Here is a 17,139-nt window from a genome sequence, read left to right on the forward strand (position 1 = left end):
GAAATTTGTTGTTTTCCACAATCAATTTCTACCTATTTCTATAAATTTCAATCTATTTCTATTATCTTATCTCCATATCACCCTTATCTCCTTATCCCCTTTCTTACACTTTTGATATATAGCCTGAACGGTTACTAATCCGTGTCCATCAGTGGCTGAATAATTACCTATAACTAAAACTTAAAGTCCACCCTGAATCGTCCCTCGTAACCGTAGAAATTTTTATCCTTTTCTAATTTATTTTGAGTATAACCTATCTTCCCACCTAATGTGCCAGTAACATTCTTTTGTAATTCATAAGTTCCACTCATATCAACTGAATATTCATTTGTATGGACGGTGAGTCTATTGTTTTCTTTTTTCTTTTCTAACTTAATTTTTAGAGTGGTATCGGTTGTAAGTCTTTTCTTCAGACTAAGTTTACGGCCAAATGGGAGTTTAACTGGTTGTGGTCTTGTAATATCATGCTTTATTAGAAAACTGGGTGTAATATTAAATAGCGAGTCGTTAAGCCCCCCTTGTTTTTTGGTTTTAGAGTTTTGATGGTCTAATTTAAACTCTGTATCTAATCCTTGTTTCCATTTTCGTTTCCAGATTAGAGATGGTTGAAGTTGAGTTTTAATCGTTGTTTCATTGGATTGTGTTTTACTCCAGGTATATTTATTGGTAAAATATGTTCTATCTGAGGAAGATGTGCCTAACAATTTGTTATATTTTGGGAATGCCGTCAATAAATTAATTCCCATATCTAACTCATAGGAATCGGTTAATGACCAGGTTAAGGAACTCTGGTTTTGACCTTTTTCATCCGTTTTAGTATAATTCAAAGATGTTTTTTCCAGAGGTTTCCATGGCGTATACCAATTACTTCTTAACTCATATCCCCGTTTATTGCTGGCTGACCTTCGCTCACCGCCAAATGACGGATATTGACCTGTTTTTGGCCCCTCTCCTTTTAATAACTGACCTTTATAATAATCATTATAAATATTTTTTATGCAGTCCAACAAACCTAATTCGGCTAAAAGATTATTATAATTAGCCGAGACATCAAGGGTAAATTTAGGGGTAAAGGTAAAAATCTTATATCTTGGCCAACCTTTTAATTTCGGAAACCACTCAAAAGGATTCAGTTCTTTTTCCGAAGTCAGTCCAAAATGAGCGCTGGTATTAATATCCTTTCTCCGATTGGTAGATGTTCCTGCATAAGATTCCTGGTATATCATCCCGCTGTCAACTCGAGGATTGATAAAGGGAATACCACTATAAACTATTCGGTCAAACTTTTGTTCAAGTTTCCTTGAACTAAGGTAATATTTTGTATCATCCTGAGCCAAATTTTGTGTTTTTTTCAAGGTTTGAGTAAAATTAGACATAGATTTACCTGTTAATGTTTTTATTGGCGTCCATTCTAAATCCACTCGTTCATCCTGGGCTCTAGTTAGTATCCGTTCATTTTTTGTTGTTTCTACCTGATATTCCTTTTTTGACCAATCTTCGTTATGTTTATAAGTTGAGGTAAGACCAAGTTTTTCACCCGTTGGTATCCACCTGAATATCTTCTTTGGAAATGTGTAATTATAGACATAAGTCGTATCGCCGTGTAGATTTTCATAAGTTTCATCCTCTTTTTTACTTCGGCGGTCGGTATTGATTATCTTACGGTCGCCCCAGGCGTTAAGAGTAATATCCGGAAACTTTGGTATTTTTTTAGCGAGTTCCTTAATCTTAAAATTTGTTGATAATTTTTGGTATTTTGCCGTAGTTTGCCCACAATTGTTATTAAGCATATTTTGACCAACAAGTGGGTCAAGTTTGCTGATGTCATGAAACCATTCATATTTAAGCGGTAAAAATTTTATTCTGGTGAAATTTAAAGTTAAATCTTGTCTTGTCGTATCATCATTTTGAGGTGCTCGACCAATACATTCAAATTCACCATCTATGACCTTTTCACTCCAATCAAGGCTAAGATAATCTTTAAATTTAGTATTAATTGCAACTTTTCTTGCCATACCATTTGATTCTTTCGCCTCAGATAAATGAATTTCATTAACATAAATTTCGCCGCTAATTGATTGGGTGGTGGATGTATTTTCAACCCCCACGCTGAGCCATTTGACATCATCAAAGGTAGGGTTATTTTTAGCCTCATAGCCATAGGGTAGTTCGGTATAATTATAAGGTGGTGTGTTTGAACCTTTTCTTTTTTCTTCCTCAATCACACTAATTAGTTTATTTTTAAAATCATCCAGATTAATACTTATCAATCGCCACCCTGTGAAGTCAACCGGAAGTGTGTATCCAAAGTAATTATTTTCATTTAACCCAAATCTTATGAAGAATTTTTCAGATTGACTATCGCCATAGAGCCAGAATTTAAGATATTTATAATCATTATAACCTTGTTGAGTCTGAAATGTGCAGTAGGAATAACCTTTTGTTATAGTAGTAGGAGTTTGAGACCCAGCGGTTGTTGGTTCTAAGTCATATTTTAATACCAGCGCCTCTTCTCTTTTCATATCTTCATCCGGGTATAGTTCTTTATACTCAGCGAAAGTTCTAATGGAGCTATAAACATCATCTTCTGCATTCTTTGAGCTAACCGTAAATGTGCCTTTTCCATAAGGAGTAACCGTGCCCATACTCCATCTGCCGCTACCAATAAGTCCAAGACCACCAACACAGATTTCACCTTCCGTAGCAGTCTCTGTGCCTTTAAATCGTAATCGGATATGTTTAATAGCACTCAAGCGTGGTGTTCCGGTGCCTATTTGTGCCTTTGATAATGGAATAGACCATAACTGCCAATCTCCTATTTGATATTTAATACTAACCGTTCCCCCAAACTCTTTAAAATTCAAGACAAAATAGTTCTCGTTGACACTTAAGATACCATCTCCGTTTAAATCTTCTGTATCAAGTTGATTATTATCGGCGCCTATTTGAGTAGTTATACCATCAAGATATTGAAATTGCCAGCCCGTATCTTCATTCTGATTAAGCACATAATCATTATTTACATCTTCTTTTTTCGGCAACCTTCCTTCTCCTCCTATACCATCGGCGTTTTCTGAAACCTCACCTAAATCAATATACAATTCATCTATCTTATTCAGGTCACTGTTTCTAAGCCAGATTTCTAAATGTGTATAATCAGTAAAATCAATGGGCGTATTAGATAGCGGGGAAACAATAGAAATCCAGGAATCTGTTCCAAAATCCGTATAATGAAGTCGCAGGACATTTTCTTCTACCGTATCATCATCTTCCCATTTGACATTCTCTTCATAATCATAAGGACCTGATATTTCGCTTATTGGTCGATAAGCAGGTGCGGTCATAAGATTTCCATAGCTATCTTTGCAATATAATAATTTAGCCCTTTTATTTGTTTGCGGCAGACTACCGAGTTGCCAGGCGTTTTCATCCATAGAAATTGTCCTTGCATCCTCCACGCCTTCCATAGAATCTATAATTGCCGAGCCAAAGGTATTTTTATCCTTGAAGGATTTAGCCACTTCCCCACCAATGGTTATATCAAGGGGTAATTTATTATCCATCTTAAACAGATTTTTCAACAGAGGGAGAACTTTAATCGAGGCATTGACATCTACTACCTGTAAATTTCCAAGTGTTGGGTCAGAAACCTTAGGTATTTTTTTCAACTTTTGTGCACCTTCATAAAGATAAGTAGAACCTATGGAAAAGTTGTCATTTAGTTTAAACTCACCACGCAAACCGGCTATTGTTTTCTGGTATTTTGTCCCGATAAAAGGTGTGTATTCATAATCTATTTTAATCGTTGTATTTTCAGTGATATTTATATGCGGCATAAATGTTAAAAAACCGGTATCATAGTCAATAAAATAATCTGTATTAGGCGTTAATAATTTCCCATCAACATAAATCTGTTCACTGCCTTCAACAATGTTCAAATAACCTAACATATAAGTCTTTATTTTAGTAGTATAACTTCCTATAATCGTATATTTATGCTGTTTGGAATAATCATCATTTGGATTATATGAAACAGATAGGAGTTCAAGATAATCTTTCAACTCGTTAATATGGGCATTTAAGAAAGGATTCGTTTCTGTGCCTCTCAGGTCAAAACAGGTCATATCTGGAAATTCTATAATTCCGGTCTCATGGTCGATATAATCCTGATTAATTGTCGGGTTATCATCAATCTTACCATCACCATTATTATCCAATCCAAAGATTTGTAAATAATAGTATTCGCCTGTATCTTTGGTATTATTATTATTTTTATCAAAAAAATTCTTACTGGCGTTATCTATAATCTCTAATTTAAGGTCTGTATCTGTTGGGATACCTTTTTCACCTATGGTGTAGCGGTTTTTCATTTCAAAAATATCATCTTCTACATAAGCTACGCCTGGTTCAATCATAAGTATAGTGCCCGGGTTATTTATATCTCCAGAGTATTGTTGTGGAAAATATTTACCGGTGTTATCTCTAAAAACTACACCCACGATGTAATCTCGACCAACATTTTGTTTAAAGGTAATGATGCTATCCCCATTATTATAGGTATAATCCTCCCCGTTGTATTGGATATCAAAACGGCCGGTATAAGTTTTACTTCCAATTATCGCCGTTGCCTGACCAATATGTTTAGGTGGGTTATTATTATTACCATTTTTATCATCAATATATACTGCCTCTAAAGTAATGGGAGTAGCAATCGTCCCCAGTTCCTGCGAGAATAAATAGTAATATTTTTGGGCAAGATAACTTGTATCCGCTCGATTGATATTTACTATTCTTCTATCTCCTTTGAATTCTTTGGTTACTCTAATTCCTTTAGTTCTACTGGCAATACCCCAGAGGTTAGTTTTCTTACCTAATTTTGCCTCAGCACTCACACCAAATACCTGCTGATTATAGTTTACAAATTCAGTGTTAGGGGCACTGAATTTAACATCACCAAATTCTACCTTTTGAACAACCTCTTTATTATCACCTTGATAATTTATATAGAATTTTTGTTTTTTATTCTGGTCAATATCACTATAGTCAACTTTAATATTGATTTTATTTTTTATAGTGCCTTGAAGTAAGACCGTTAGCTCCTGGTGGATATTAATTCCCGAGGTAAATCCACCGCCAGGCTTTTCCTTATTTTTACGCCGTTTAGAATCAAGAAATTCAGAATTTCCTGCTTTTATATCAATTACCTTTGTCCCGTCAATCTGTAATTTTGAATCTATGGGTAATTCGCGGTCAAGGAAAGCATTCAAATCAAACTCTTTCTGTCCTGCTAATTCTTCTTCTCTCTTTTTTCTTCTTTCCTCTTTTCTTTTTTCCTTTTCAGATTTTTTAGCCAGTTTTTCTGGCTTTTTTTCTTTTTCAGCCGGTTCTTTAGTCACTTTTTCTGGTTCTTTTTTCTCTAATTCAGATTTTTTCTTTTCTTCAATCGCCTTTCTTTGAGCCTCTTCCTTTTCCCCCTTTTCTCTTTCAGCCTTTTCTTTAGCCAATTTTTCTGCTTCTTTTTGTGCTAATTCGAGTTTTTCCTTTTCTTCAATAATTTCCCTTTTTAGTTTTGCTTCCTCTTCTACTTTTTTAGCGGCTAATTCTTTAATCCTTTTTTCTTCTTGTTGTTTTGCCTTTTTCCGAGCAAGTTCCTGTTCAATATCTTCTTCTATTAATTGTAATTTTTCTTCAAATTTTTGTTTTTCTTCCCGGGCTATTTTTATCTCTAATTCTTTCATTTTTTGTTCTTCTTCTTCAATAAGTTTTTGTTTCTCCTCGAGGATTTTTTCCCTTCTTTGTGCCAACTCCTTTCTTTCTATTCGGGCTATTTTTTCTGCGGCTCTTTTAATCTTGTTGTAGTGATCTCTATCAAATTTTAGTTTAATTTGATATGGTATAATTACCTCAAACTCTACCTCAGGTTCAAGTTCTCCTATCTTTTCTTCTATTTTAGAGATAGGTTTAAGTAAGCTAATCTCTCCCTGGGCTAATGATTGATATGGGGAGGTAAATGCTTGTTTTCTGGTGGTAGTTTCAACTTTTGAGGCAGTGGATTTTTTAGCAGAAGGGGTAAGCAATTCTTTGTCTATCACTAATTTTTCAGTTAATAAGGTTTGAGCCCAGACATTAAGCGGTATAAATAATATTAGAAAAACACACCTTTTAATCATCACTATTTCCCTATTGTATAATGATACCATATAATTCAATTAAATGCAAGTAAAATTTTGCGACCTGTGCGATTAAGATAAACCACGAAGGGCACGAAGACCACGAAGAAAAAATATTGTAACTATTCAGTAATTATTCAGCCACAGATTAACACGGATAAATAGCAGATATAGCGGTTATTAACTGGAAGTTTACATAGGATAATACCCATAAATAAGGCATGAGAATAATCGTTCCGTTAGGAACATAATATCGGTAGGAATAGATAGACAAATCAATCAGTTCCGTAGGAACGATATATTGGTAGAAAATTTATGGAAAGCCATTTACCGATATATTGTCCCTATGGGACATTAAATGAAGGATGAGGTAGAATTTTCATATTCTATTTTTCCCATTTTATCATAAGAAATGGGGGAAAGCAAGCCAAATGGACATAATTGTCTAAAAATATAGAGAGTTATAGCACTAATTTGACATAGTGTAGCAATGGTTTGCGCATAACTTGTTAATTCACTACGAGTAGTTACGAGTATTTAATTCTAAGTAAAGTTTTGAATAATAACTGCTATATAGTTGATAGTCCTTCAACTATCAACTATCAACGATTTTTAGTTTTACGCTTTTAGTTTTAAGTTTTTCAGAGAATTTTGCAAATTTGCCAAAGTTCAGTAAAATTATCTCTTTCCTTTCAGCGTTATTCTTTGGCAACTTATCAATTTTGAAATTTGATTTGTAATTTTGCATTTTGATATTTGATATTTAATATTTATTTGTTGTCTCCCCCAAATCCTATTTTGCAGAACCCTAAATTCAATATAATAATCTCACCCCTTCTGGGTTAATGAATTATAGACTTTAATTGTTCCCTCTGCCATACTTTCTAAACTAAACTGCCTTATTATTTTTTCCCGTGCTTTTTTGGCTATCTTTTCAGCCAATGCTTTCTCTTGCAATATCCTGATAATTTCTTGCGTTAAAATCTGGATATTACCAGGCGGGACTAAAATCCCATCTTCATTATGGGTAATAACTGTAGGCACACTGCCAAGATTAGAAACTATCACCGGTTTCTCACAAGCCATTGCCTGAATTATGGTTAAATCATAACCATTGATACGGATAGTTGCATTGACAAAGACATCGGCTAAATTATAAAACAGGGGTAACTCCTCATAAGGCACAAGTCCTGTGGTAATAATATTTTCCCTTAGTCCTGCTCTATCAATCAGTGTCTCTAAATCCTCTCGATAATCTCCATCACCTACGATGATTAATTTAGTCCCTGGAATACTCTTAAGGATAGCAGGCATAGTTAGGATAATGTTTTGGATTCCTTTTTCTTTAGTCAATCTGGCCACACCTAAAATAACTTTACCTGCTTGATTTATTTTGTATTTTTCTCTTAATTCGGTGCTATTTTTAGGAGCAAATAAATGCGTATCAACTCCATTATAAACCACAAATATATCGCTATCCCTGGTTTGATAAAGGAACTTTATGCGTTTTATTTGTTCATTACTTGTAGCAATGATAGCATCGGCTCTCATAAGAGCTTTACGAGATACAAAGAAATAATTATAAATATGATATAAAATCCTGCGTATAGATAAAAAGGCATTTCGTATATCTTTGTAAGAGGAAAGTAATACACCCCACGCAGACTTTAGCTCATCAAGGTTTGTGCCATGTAAAGAAATTACCGTCGGGATATTGTATTTTTTATTTAATCCCTCTAAAAGAAAAGGTATTCCTCCACCACTTTGACCATGAACAACATCAAATTTTTCCAGGGTATGTAACCTGATAAATTCCTGGACACTTTTTCTACACCATGCCCACGAATATTTACCAGGTCTTGTTCCCTTTGTATAATATATTTCTATGCCATCGATAACCTCGTATTCTTTACCTTGTGGATGTTGGGTGGTAATCAAAATTACCTTATGACCTTTCTGGGCAATCCCTTTACAAATCATCATCGTATGGTCTTCCAATCCACCTTTGGCATGTACCGGTATAGAGCGGGCTAACATACAAATTCTCATTCTTGATGCTCCTTTCAAGTAACTCTTTCACTTTTGCTCATTTTTGGGAGAATTTTAGCACAAATTTTATCCTCTGTCAATAAAAATTTACACCCCCGCGTAATGGGTCACTGAAATGGGAAATTACCTGCAAGAAGGCACGTGGTGAGTAGTTTCTCCTCTTCATCCTTTTTTGTATCAACAAGGGGCTACAAAGAAAATGGGGAAAGAAAAGTTATTTTCTCTTTCCCCACTCTCTTTCCTTAAGAGACAAACCTTTATACTTATCAACATCCATTCGTTACTTAACACCAGGTGGAGTAATAGTCTCTTTTATCTCTGGTGCCTCTCCAAAACTGAGACTAGCCGACATATCGCCCACATAGTCGTTCCAATGTGGACAGGCGTAATCTGCTAGTCCTTGCCAGGTTACAGGATCAAGTCTTGCCCTTATGGTATAATCAGCTCTTGTAATGTTTCCCTGTGCGTTAATGTCATAAGCGTTGCCAAAGATCCCTATTTCTAATACATTGTCTCCCTCTACAGATACAAACGCTGCTGCTCCATGAACAGTGTTCTCTGCCCCGACACCAGCGTAGATACCTGCTATGTCAAAATAAGGAGCAGGATCTCCATCATATCCCAATTCAAATTCCCAATTCCCAACTGTTAAAGTTACTACGGCGGCGGAACTTGCCGTTATCAGAGAGAACACTAAACTCATCGCTAATATGGTTACCCTCATTACCTTCTTCATCTTTTTTCACCTCCTTTCTTTTTAAAGATTGCGGAAATACAAAATGCGAGCTAAAAAACAGAGGTTAAATCTCCATCAGCCAGAGAGATTCACCTGTGAAAAAGCTTATTTGTTGCATCAGTCATAGAAATCTCACAAACGCATAGTTACATCCTTTTTGCTTTTAGCCACAGATGTTACCACACCTTCCGGCTGATAATTTTAGCTCACTTTAGCCTTACCTGAGTTTTTTTTCAGGCTTTCCGCGGCTATCTTATCCTTCCCACTTGATTTATAAATCGCACCCTTGTCTTTCAGTGCTCAAAATATATCTCAAGTGAAAGGTTGACCCTCTTATTGTGCAGAATGCAGTTACCCTCCTACTATCCTTGAAATAGTCGAGTTTTTTATCATCGACTTTCAACGGAACTTCCCCTCTATTTAAAGACAAAAATTTAGCACAACCATTTGATTTTCAATAAGATATAGTGATATCTCTTTTTTTCTAATTCCTATCTACAATTGAAAGAAGGATTTAATTCCTCATCCCTTAGGATTGTATAATAGCATATTAATTAAATTTTGTCAAGCATTTTTTAAAAAAAATAATAAAAAATTTCGACCTGTATGGTTAGAAATTATAAACAATGATAAGACTATGGAGTTAGATAATTTGAAAGCAATTTTTGTATGTGTATAGCGTGCTACAGTATGAGGGTATAAATAATTCCGTAAGATTTAATGTATCCCGCAGATTTCGCAGATGAAACGCAGAAATAAAGGGATTCGAGATTCGGGAATAAAAGAATCCCCTAACCACGAAATCCGAACCCCGAACCCAGTTTTCAGAGGAAACGGACATGAGCCAAGGCTCACAAAGGGCAATGAAAATGGGAGAAGGACAACCCCCTAACCCCCTTTATTAAGGGGGAATATGTGTTCTAAACCAGAGGATACGAGTCTGTGGATACTATACTAATTCGCTAATCTCTAATTCACTAATTCGCTATTTTCAGGGGAAACACTCATGAACCTGCGGCTCACAAAGGGGGATGAAAATAATGGAAGAACAACCCCCTAACCCCCTTTATTAAGGGGGAATATCTGTTCTACACCATAGGATACGAGTCTGTGGATACTATACTAATTCGCTAATCTCTAATTCACTAATTCGCTATTTTCAGGGGAAACATCAACGATAATCTGCGAAATCTGCGGGAGATAGTCCATATTCAAAACCTAACCATACAGGTCGAAATTTTTTTGTCCTATCTGTAACTATTGATATTTATTAATGTTATAGAACTTTCGATTTATCAGTACCCCCACGCAATCAAGCATAGTTTTTGCTGCCCGAATCGTTGCTCCAGAACCACCCAGTTTTTCCTTTACTTGTTTCAACTCGGTTATCATTTTTCCCCTTTTGTCTTCATTTTCCAATAACTCTATGGCATATTGGGAAATAAGTTCAGGCTCAGCCTTATTTTGGAGTAATTCTGGAACAATCTCTTTTCCGGCAACGATATTTGGCAAGCCAATAAAACCACCCGTAGAAACTAATATCTTACCCAATTGCCAGGTGAGCCAGTTGAGTTTATAAACGATAATCATCGGCACGCCTATTAAGGCGGCTTCTAATGTCGCTGTTCCGGAGGCAACGATGAGTAAATCACTTATGTTCATTACCTCATAGGTATTGTTTGATACTATTTTCGTATTTTGAAGTTTGAATTTCAAAATATCCTCTTTTGATAAAGTCGGGGCTAAAGGCAGGATAAATTGGGCATCCGGAAAATGTCTCTGAATTTTTTCAACCCCGGATAACATAATTGGCAATAAAACCTTAATCTCACTTTTTCTACTGCCAGGCAACACGCCAATAATTTTCTTTTTCTGGTCCAGATTAAACTCTTTGCAAGCCTCTTCTTTACTCATTTGAGGGCTGACGATGTCTAATAAGGGATGACCGATAAATTCTACCTTATTGCCTGCCTCTTGATAAATCCTTGCCTCAAAATCAAATATACAAATAACCTTATCAACTAATTTCGTCATTGTTTTTGCCCGGCCTTTTCGCCATGCCCAGGCAGTTGGAGGAATATAATATACGGTTGGGATGTTTAATCTTCTGGCTGTTTTTGCCAATCGCATATTAAACTCAGGGAAGTCAATTAAGACTAACAGATGAGGTTTTTCTTTCTCTAAATAATTGCCAACCTCTTTCAGTCGGTAGATAAATTCAGGGATTTTAGTGATAATCTCTACAGCACCAATTGCACAGAGGTCAGATATATCAAAATCTATCTTTACCCCTGCAAGTGCCATATTAGAACCACCCATTCCTTGAAGATGGACATCTGGCGATAATTCTTTTATGGCTTGAGCTAATTTGCCACCATACAAATCTCCGGATGCCTCGCCGGTGATAATGACTATTTTTTTCATTTCTTTTAACCTCTTACCAATTACTTTCCCCATTTCTCCGTTTCTCCCTTTCTCCGTCTCTTATCTGATAATCACTAATTTCCCTGATTTTTTCTCAACACCATAGGTAACGATATAAATATATACTCCACTGGCAACATCCTTTGAATGACTGTCTTTGACATCCCATTCGTATATCGAACTGACATCCTCAATCATTCTTATCAAATCTCCTGATATATCATAAATTCTAATCGTGGAATTAGCAGGTAACCCCTCAAATATGATTTTATCATCCCCTCTGCTGGGTTTAAAAGGAACAGGATAGACGATGAATTTAGAGAGGTCTTGAGCCTCAAGATAAACAATTAAGGTGTAAATCCCAAGTCGGGAAATAGGGGCAGTGACTTTATTTTCAAATGTATTCACCACGCCATCCTCAATTTTCACCCATCTATTGTTTTTTAATTCATAAATCGCTAAATTTAACTCTTTACCGCCAACCATAGATACATCCGCTTCACTATAGGTAATCGTAATAAAGGCTGATGTTGTGCCAAATCCCTCAGTTAAAATCTCTCTTTGTTCATTTCGTCCCTCGATTTTATAAACTGTATCTGGAATCCTTTTTACCAGAGTGTCTTTGTCGGTATAGTAATTAGCCGTAGTAACCTCTGGGTCGGGTGGGTCTTTGATAAAAACCGGGTAATAGTCTTCTGGTAGAAAATATCGCGCCACATCTATCGCTATATTTCCTTCTTGTATCTTTTCATCTTTACTATCGTCTATTAAAACAAAGAATGGATTACTCTTTATGGTTCTGACTCCATCTGTGGCTGTTATTTCTACATCGGGCGTTGCTTTATTTATACTCACCGTGCCTGTCCATATCCCTGCGGTAAAATTACGGGTGATATTGATGGAATTGGTCGTGTCAGTTAAATTAAAAGCACCATTATAATCTGCGATATTCTCATAAATATCATAAGCGGTTACGGTTGCGGGGAAAGATGTCCGCCAGATTTGAGTTGAAATGTGGTCAATCTTAAAATGGTTCACAATTGCGGGCAAAACCGTAAATGGTGGGGAAATACCAGTTTTGCCTTGTGAAAATATATTAATGGTTACATTATCCATTGCCGTAGTAATAACAACCTCTTGTGAGCAAGTGCCTGATTTAAAATTAGAGGTAGTTTTGGGTAAAATAGTTGTGGTTGTATCCTTCAATTCGCCAGAATTATTAAAACTTTCCACGATATTGCCATATTTATCGTAGGCAGTTATTTGAATCTCGAATTTTTGACCTGCAATTTGAACTTCAATAGGTTTAAACCCAAAATGGTCTAAGACATCCGAAATTAATGTAATTGTAGCAATTCCCGTTATCTCCTCGACTTTATATGTTAATATCTCAAGACCGGTTTTTGTTCCGGCAACAAAGGTCGTAGAGGTTGCCTCAAGATGAGTTAGAGTTCCAAGTCCATTTTCCATTTGCCATTGACCATTTATCACCCTTTCATTCGCATACTTATCAAATCCTTTGGCTTTAAAAGGTTGTGAATTTGTAACCACAGTAATCGTTGCCTGTGGCAGGATAATAATATAAGATAAGGAGCCAGGGAGAATGGTAATTCCCGCGGTAGCAAAGATATTGCCGACAAAAGCCTTTATTATTCCTTTTCTAACTAATATCCCGGCGGTAAAGATGGTTTGTGAGCCAACATTTGCATTAAAATATCCGATATTTTCAGTGACCTCCCAATTACATTCAAAATTCGCTAACTCATTATCATGGTCATCATATCCTTTAGCAATTAGTGGTGCGGCGGCATCTACAATTAACTCTAATGTGTTTGGTGAGATAGAGATGTAAGATAAATCAGAGGGGAAGACAGAAAATACATTGCTCATTCCTGTTTTAGTGCCAGACCAGACCGTGATTACCGTAGTTCCTACCTGATTAATTGAAACTGTGCCTGTCCAGATGCCAGAGGTAAATTTTGTGGTAGTTTGTGGGGCAATCGTATGAGATGTATCCTGAAGATAGGCAGTATTATTATAATCCGCAATGTTATCATAGGCATCATAAGCGGTGATGGTAATTGGAAAACCTACCCCAGCAATTTGTGTGGTGATTGTTGCAAAGATAAAGAACTCAAAGTTATTGGGTTTAACTAAGAAGGTATTGCTTGTGCCAGATTTATCATTATCCATAGCGGTAATATTTGTTGTGCCCGCTTTTTTAATAACTACCATCCCGGACCATTGTCCATCTTTAAAATTACCACTTTGATAAGGCTGGACACTTAAATTAACACTATTAGAAAATGTTGTTGCGGTATTTCCCCAATTATCATAAGCCGTAATTTTGATTAAGAAATCAATTCCCGCAATCTGTGTTCCAATTTCATCAAACAAAAAGTATGAGACTTCACCTGGTTGAACAAGGAATGGGGGACTCACCCCTTTTTTACCTTTGCAATCAGCGATGAGTAGTGCCGTTCCTGCCTTAAAAACACTCACCGTGCCAATGTATTTACCATCTTTAAAATCAGTAATGGTCTTTGGAGTAATTTCACCATTAAGGTTAGTTAAGGTTACGGTATCTTTAAAGTCAAGGACAGGATTATTCCAGAAATCTACTGCGGTAAGGGTGATAGTAAAAGGTGTTCCTGCGGTTTGAGTGCCAATATGGTCAAAATTAAAGTGATGATGCAGTCCAGAGGTTACCGTGACCATAATAGAGTCAGATGGATTTTTTCCCCCAATGACTTTTGCGGTGATGGTGCCTGTGCCGACTTTGGTGGGTGCAGAGTAAGTTGCTATGGCTATGCCATTAATAGTCGGTGAAGATAAAGTTATAGAACCAATGATTGTGGACCAATCGACGATAGTTCCATCATCAGCGAGGTTACCAAATTCATCCTTAACCAGTGCAGTAATGGTCATAGTTTTTGTCACCGGGATAGTTACTGAGCCTGGTGAGATAGTTATGGTTGCGGGCGCGACTAATGCCCGAATTTGAATTATATCTTCACCAGTTAAAGGTGTAGAATTATCATCAGTCACTTTTAAGAGTATGGAATATACGCCTGGTTGGAAGAATGTATGAGTAGTAATCGAGCCTGGTGCATTAAAGCCATCTCCAAAATCCCATTCAAATTTGACAATGTGTCGTTTTGGGTCAAGGTGGTAGGAGTTAGTGCCAATAAACTGGATTGATTTTCCTACCTGGATTATTTGTGGGTTAATCCGGGCTATGGCAACAGGTGGAGCACTGAATAAGGATTTCATTAAAATAAGTATTCCCCAGGCAGTAGAAAGTGAAGGGGTTAGATATATTGCCCAGTCTTTTTTATCCTCCCAATGACCATCAGGAAACTGATTTTTTAAAAGGTAATCTACATACTCATTATACCACTCAATATCACCCAGCATATCTGGCGAGGGTAATTTTATAAGCCTTAGCCCTTTCATAATGGCATACATACCATAAAAATTACCAAAATTGGCACCGCCATTTTTCCAATTGTTATACAAGTAATTAATTGCCTTGTTGGGTTTTTCTTCAGTAGCGGTATATCCGAGATAGGCAAAATCAGCTATTCCCGCACCAGTCCTCACCGCAGAAGGGTCAGATGGAGATGTATATCCAAAACCCCCATTATTGGTATTTTGACTATACTCTAACCAATATTTTAACTCATCTTTAAGAAATTGAGGTGCGGATATATTCCAGGGGTCAGTTGCTGAGGCGGTTAATCCTATTACTGGCCATTGAGTTGCAGAATTATCACTGGACCCATTCTGATTATTATAAGGAGAATATTGCCAACCACCCCTTCCATGGGGGGTGTGAGTACCTTCATCACTTTGTGACCAGGCACAATAATCAACCATATCTTGAAGAATCTCTCGATATGTTCGATTTATAACCGGCCCGGTCCTGGCTACTCGCTCTGGTTGACGACTGCCGACTATCGCCATCATCATTGGCCCTATTTCATATATAGGTTGACCTTGGTATATTCCTATTCCTATACCATTGTCATTTGTATCCGGGTCTCCAGCGGTTTGTGTGCCAATTGTAACTATTTCACATCGGGTAAAAAGATAATTAAATCCTCTTTCTATTGTTTCTACATACGGGTCTTCATCTCTATCCCCACCTGGTAACCGTCCTTGATTTTCAAATGCCTCAATTGCCGCCGCAGTAGGCGAAACATAAAAACCAGACGCCTTCCAATATCCGCATTCTGTCCCACTTTGTATTGTTCGTGTTTGGGTGCTATGTAGAAACCAGAGGGCATTATCAATAGCAATATCCATCGCCACAGTAGTGGTCGCTTCTCTTATCCTGACTCGATAACTATCTGTGCCTGTATTATTCATTCCATCAGTTACTTTCAAGGTGGCAATGAATAGAGTATTTTCACTTCCTTTATAAGTATGTGTAGCAGATATGCTGTAAGGATTAGTCACTATCTTAGTTATAGTCGAATTACCATCCCCAAAATCCCACTGGTATTTTAAAGTTCCAGTGCCCCGTTTAACGGTACCTTTAAGGATAATTTCTTTTCCACTCCAGGTTTGATGTGCGTTATATGAGTTATACCAGGGAACACAGATTACCTTTAGAGATTCCTCTGCCGATACATAAGCAGGTAAAAATAAAATTAGAAGGATTAAAGACTTTTTAAAATCCATCATTTATATTTATACCATACAAACTAAAATTTGGCAAGAAAAAATAGATTGACAAAGATGATATTTTATGATACCTTATAATCTGTGAATGGGAAAAAGGTTTTATTCAATTTTTAAAACTAAATTCGGTTGGATGGGGTTAATGGCGAGTAATATTGGTTTAACTCGTGTTATTTTACCTCAACCTGATAAGAAAAATATCCTTAAAATGGTGCAGGGTTTAGTTCGAGATGATAAATGTTTTGAGAAGACAAAAAACTCACTAATGAACTACTTTGAAGGTAAAAAAGTAGAGTTTGACTATCCGATAGATGTCCGGTCAGCGACTGAGTTTGAAAATAAAGTTTGGGAGGTTACCTGTTCAATTCCTTATGGTGAGGTAAGGAGTTATCAATTTATCGCAGAAAAGATAGGTAGGCCAAAGGCATTTCGGGCGGTAGGACAGGCATTAAAGAAAAATCCTCTTCCGATTATTATTCCCTGCCACCGCGTTATCCGAAGTGATGGGAAATCAGGTGGTTTTTTAGGGGGAATAGAGATGAAGAAAAACTTGCTCAGATTAGAACATAATCGGTCTTAAAAATGGTGGTAACCGTTCAGGATATAGCCACAGAGTCACAGAGAACACAGAGGGAATATATAACTACGAATGAACACAAATACAAAAAAATTTGGTAACTATTCACCACGAAGGGTACGGAGAGCACGAAGTGAAATTTGATGAATTATCGAATAGAGTCATTGGATGCGCTATAGCGGTGCATCGAACTCTTGGGCCAGGTTTGCTTGACACCGTGAAGAGTGATAATTCACAATTCACAATTGACAATTCACCATTCACCATTATTAAGGAAATTTAGGGAAGAAATTGTGAATGGTGAATTGTGAATGGTGAATAGTTACAAAATTTGTAGTATGAGGCTTTAGCCTCGCTTCTGGCAAGCCAAAAGGCGAACCTAATGGTTTTTGCAAAATTAACTTCCACTTTTCTGGAATACCATAAAATAAATTAAAAATCAAACATCAAAATGTAAAATTACAAATCAAAAATCAAAATATTCTCCAGCTACTTTG

The 17,139-nt window shown here is 36.5% G+C and carries 7 protein-coding genes; 1 reads left to right on the forward strand and 6 read right to left on the reverse strand.

Annotated features, from left to right (window positions below):
• Nucleotides 1–173 precede the first annotated feature (173 nt).
• The 6 genes from AB1422_08400 to AB1422_08425 all read right to left on the reverse strand — a co-directional run bounded on the left by AB1422_08400 (nucleotide 174) and on the right by AB1422_08425 (nucleotide 16,068).
• Nucleotides 174–6,170: a carbohydrate binding domain-containing protein gene (locus AB1422_08400; GenBank protein MEW6619339.1), complete on the reverse strand. Its 5,997-nt coding sequence runs from the start codon at nucleotides 6,168–6,170 to the stop codon at nucleotides 174–176.
• Nucleotides 6,171–6,765: 595 nt separating this feature from the next.
• Complete coding sequence (locus AB1422_08405) at nucleotides 6,766–6,918, reverse strand: hypothetical protein (protein MEW6619340.1); 153 nt, start codon at nucleotides 6,916–6,918, stop codon at nucleotides 6,766–6,768.
• Between the two features lie 80 nt (nucleotides 6,919–6,998).
• Nucleotides 6,999–8,219, reverse strand: a complete 1,221-nt coding sequence (locus AB1422_08410; protein MEW6619341.1) for a glycosyltransferase family 4 protein — start codon at nucleotides 8,217–8,219, stop codon at nucleotides 6,999–7,001.
• 280 nt (nucleotides 8,220–8,499) lie between these two features.
• Nucleotides 8,500–8,955: a hypothetical protein gene (locus AB1422_08415; protein ID MEW6619342.1), complete on the reverse strand. Its 456-nt coding sequence runs from the start codon at nucleotides 8,953–8,955 to the stop codon at nucleotides 8,500–8,502.
• A 1,257-nt stretch (nucleotides 8,956–10,212) separates the two neighbouring features.
• The gene (gene lpxB, locus AB1422_08420; GenBank protein MEW6619343.1) at nucleotides 10,213–11,412 is read right to left on the reverse strand and encodes a lipid-A-disaccharide synthase; all 1,200 of its coding nucleotides are present in this window, start codon (nucleotides 11,410–11,412) and stop codon (nucleotides 10,213–10,215) included.
• Between the two features lie 27 nt (nucleotides 11,413–11,439).
• Nucleotides 11,440–16,068 carry a PKD domain-containing protein gene (locus AB1422_08425; protein ID MEW6619344.1) on the reverse strand — a complete coding sequence of 1,543 codons (4,629 nt, stop codon included), beginning with the start codon at nucleotides 16,066–16,068 and terminating at the stop codon, nucleotides 11,440–11,442.
• Between the two features lie 85 nt (nucleotides 16,069–16,153).
• Between AB1422_08425 and AB1422_08430 the strand changes: the two genes are divergently transcribed.
• Nucleotides 16,154–16,645, forward strand: coding sequence for a methylated-DNA--[protein]-cysteine S-methyltransferase (locus AB1422_08430; GenBank protein ID MEW6619345.1), 492 nt, complete (start codon nucleotides 16,154–16,156; stop codon nucleotides 16,643–16,645).
• Nucleotides 16,646–17,139 lie beyond the last annotated feature (494 nt).

Source organism: bacterium (assembly GCA_040757115.1).
Classification (GTDB): domain Bacteria; phylum UBA9089; class CG2-30-40-21; order CG2-30-40-21; family SBAY01; genus JBFLXS01.

Coding starts and splice junctions, on each gene's coding strand:
- AB1422_08400 (MEW6619339.1), bottom strand. CDS start 6,170: ATGATTAAAAGGTGTGTTTTTCTAATATTATTTATACCGCTTAATGTC.
- AB1422_08405 (MEW6619340.1), bottom strand. CDS start 6,918: ATGCAAAATTACAAATCAAATTTCAAAATTGATAAGTTGCCAAAGAAT.
- AB1422_08410 (MEW6619341.1), bottom strand. CDS start 8,219: ATGAGAATTTGTATGTTAGCCCGCTCTATACCGGTACATGCCAAAGGT.
- AB1422_08415 (MEW6619342.1), bottom strand. CDS start 8,955: ATGAAGAAGGTAATGAGGGTAACCATATTAGCGATGAGTTTAGTGTTC.
- lpxB (MEW6619343.1), bottom strand. CDS start 11,412: ATGGGGAAAGTAATTGGTAAGAGGTTAAAAGAAATGAAAAAAATAGTC.
- AB1422_08425 (MEW6619344.1), bottom strand. CDS start 16,068: ATGATGGATTTTAAAAAGTCTTTAATCCTTCTAATTTTATTTTTACCT.
- AB1422_08430 (MEW6619345.1), top strand. CDS start 16,154: ATGGGAAAAAGGTTTTATTCAATTTTTAAAACTAAATTCGGTTGGATG.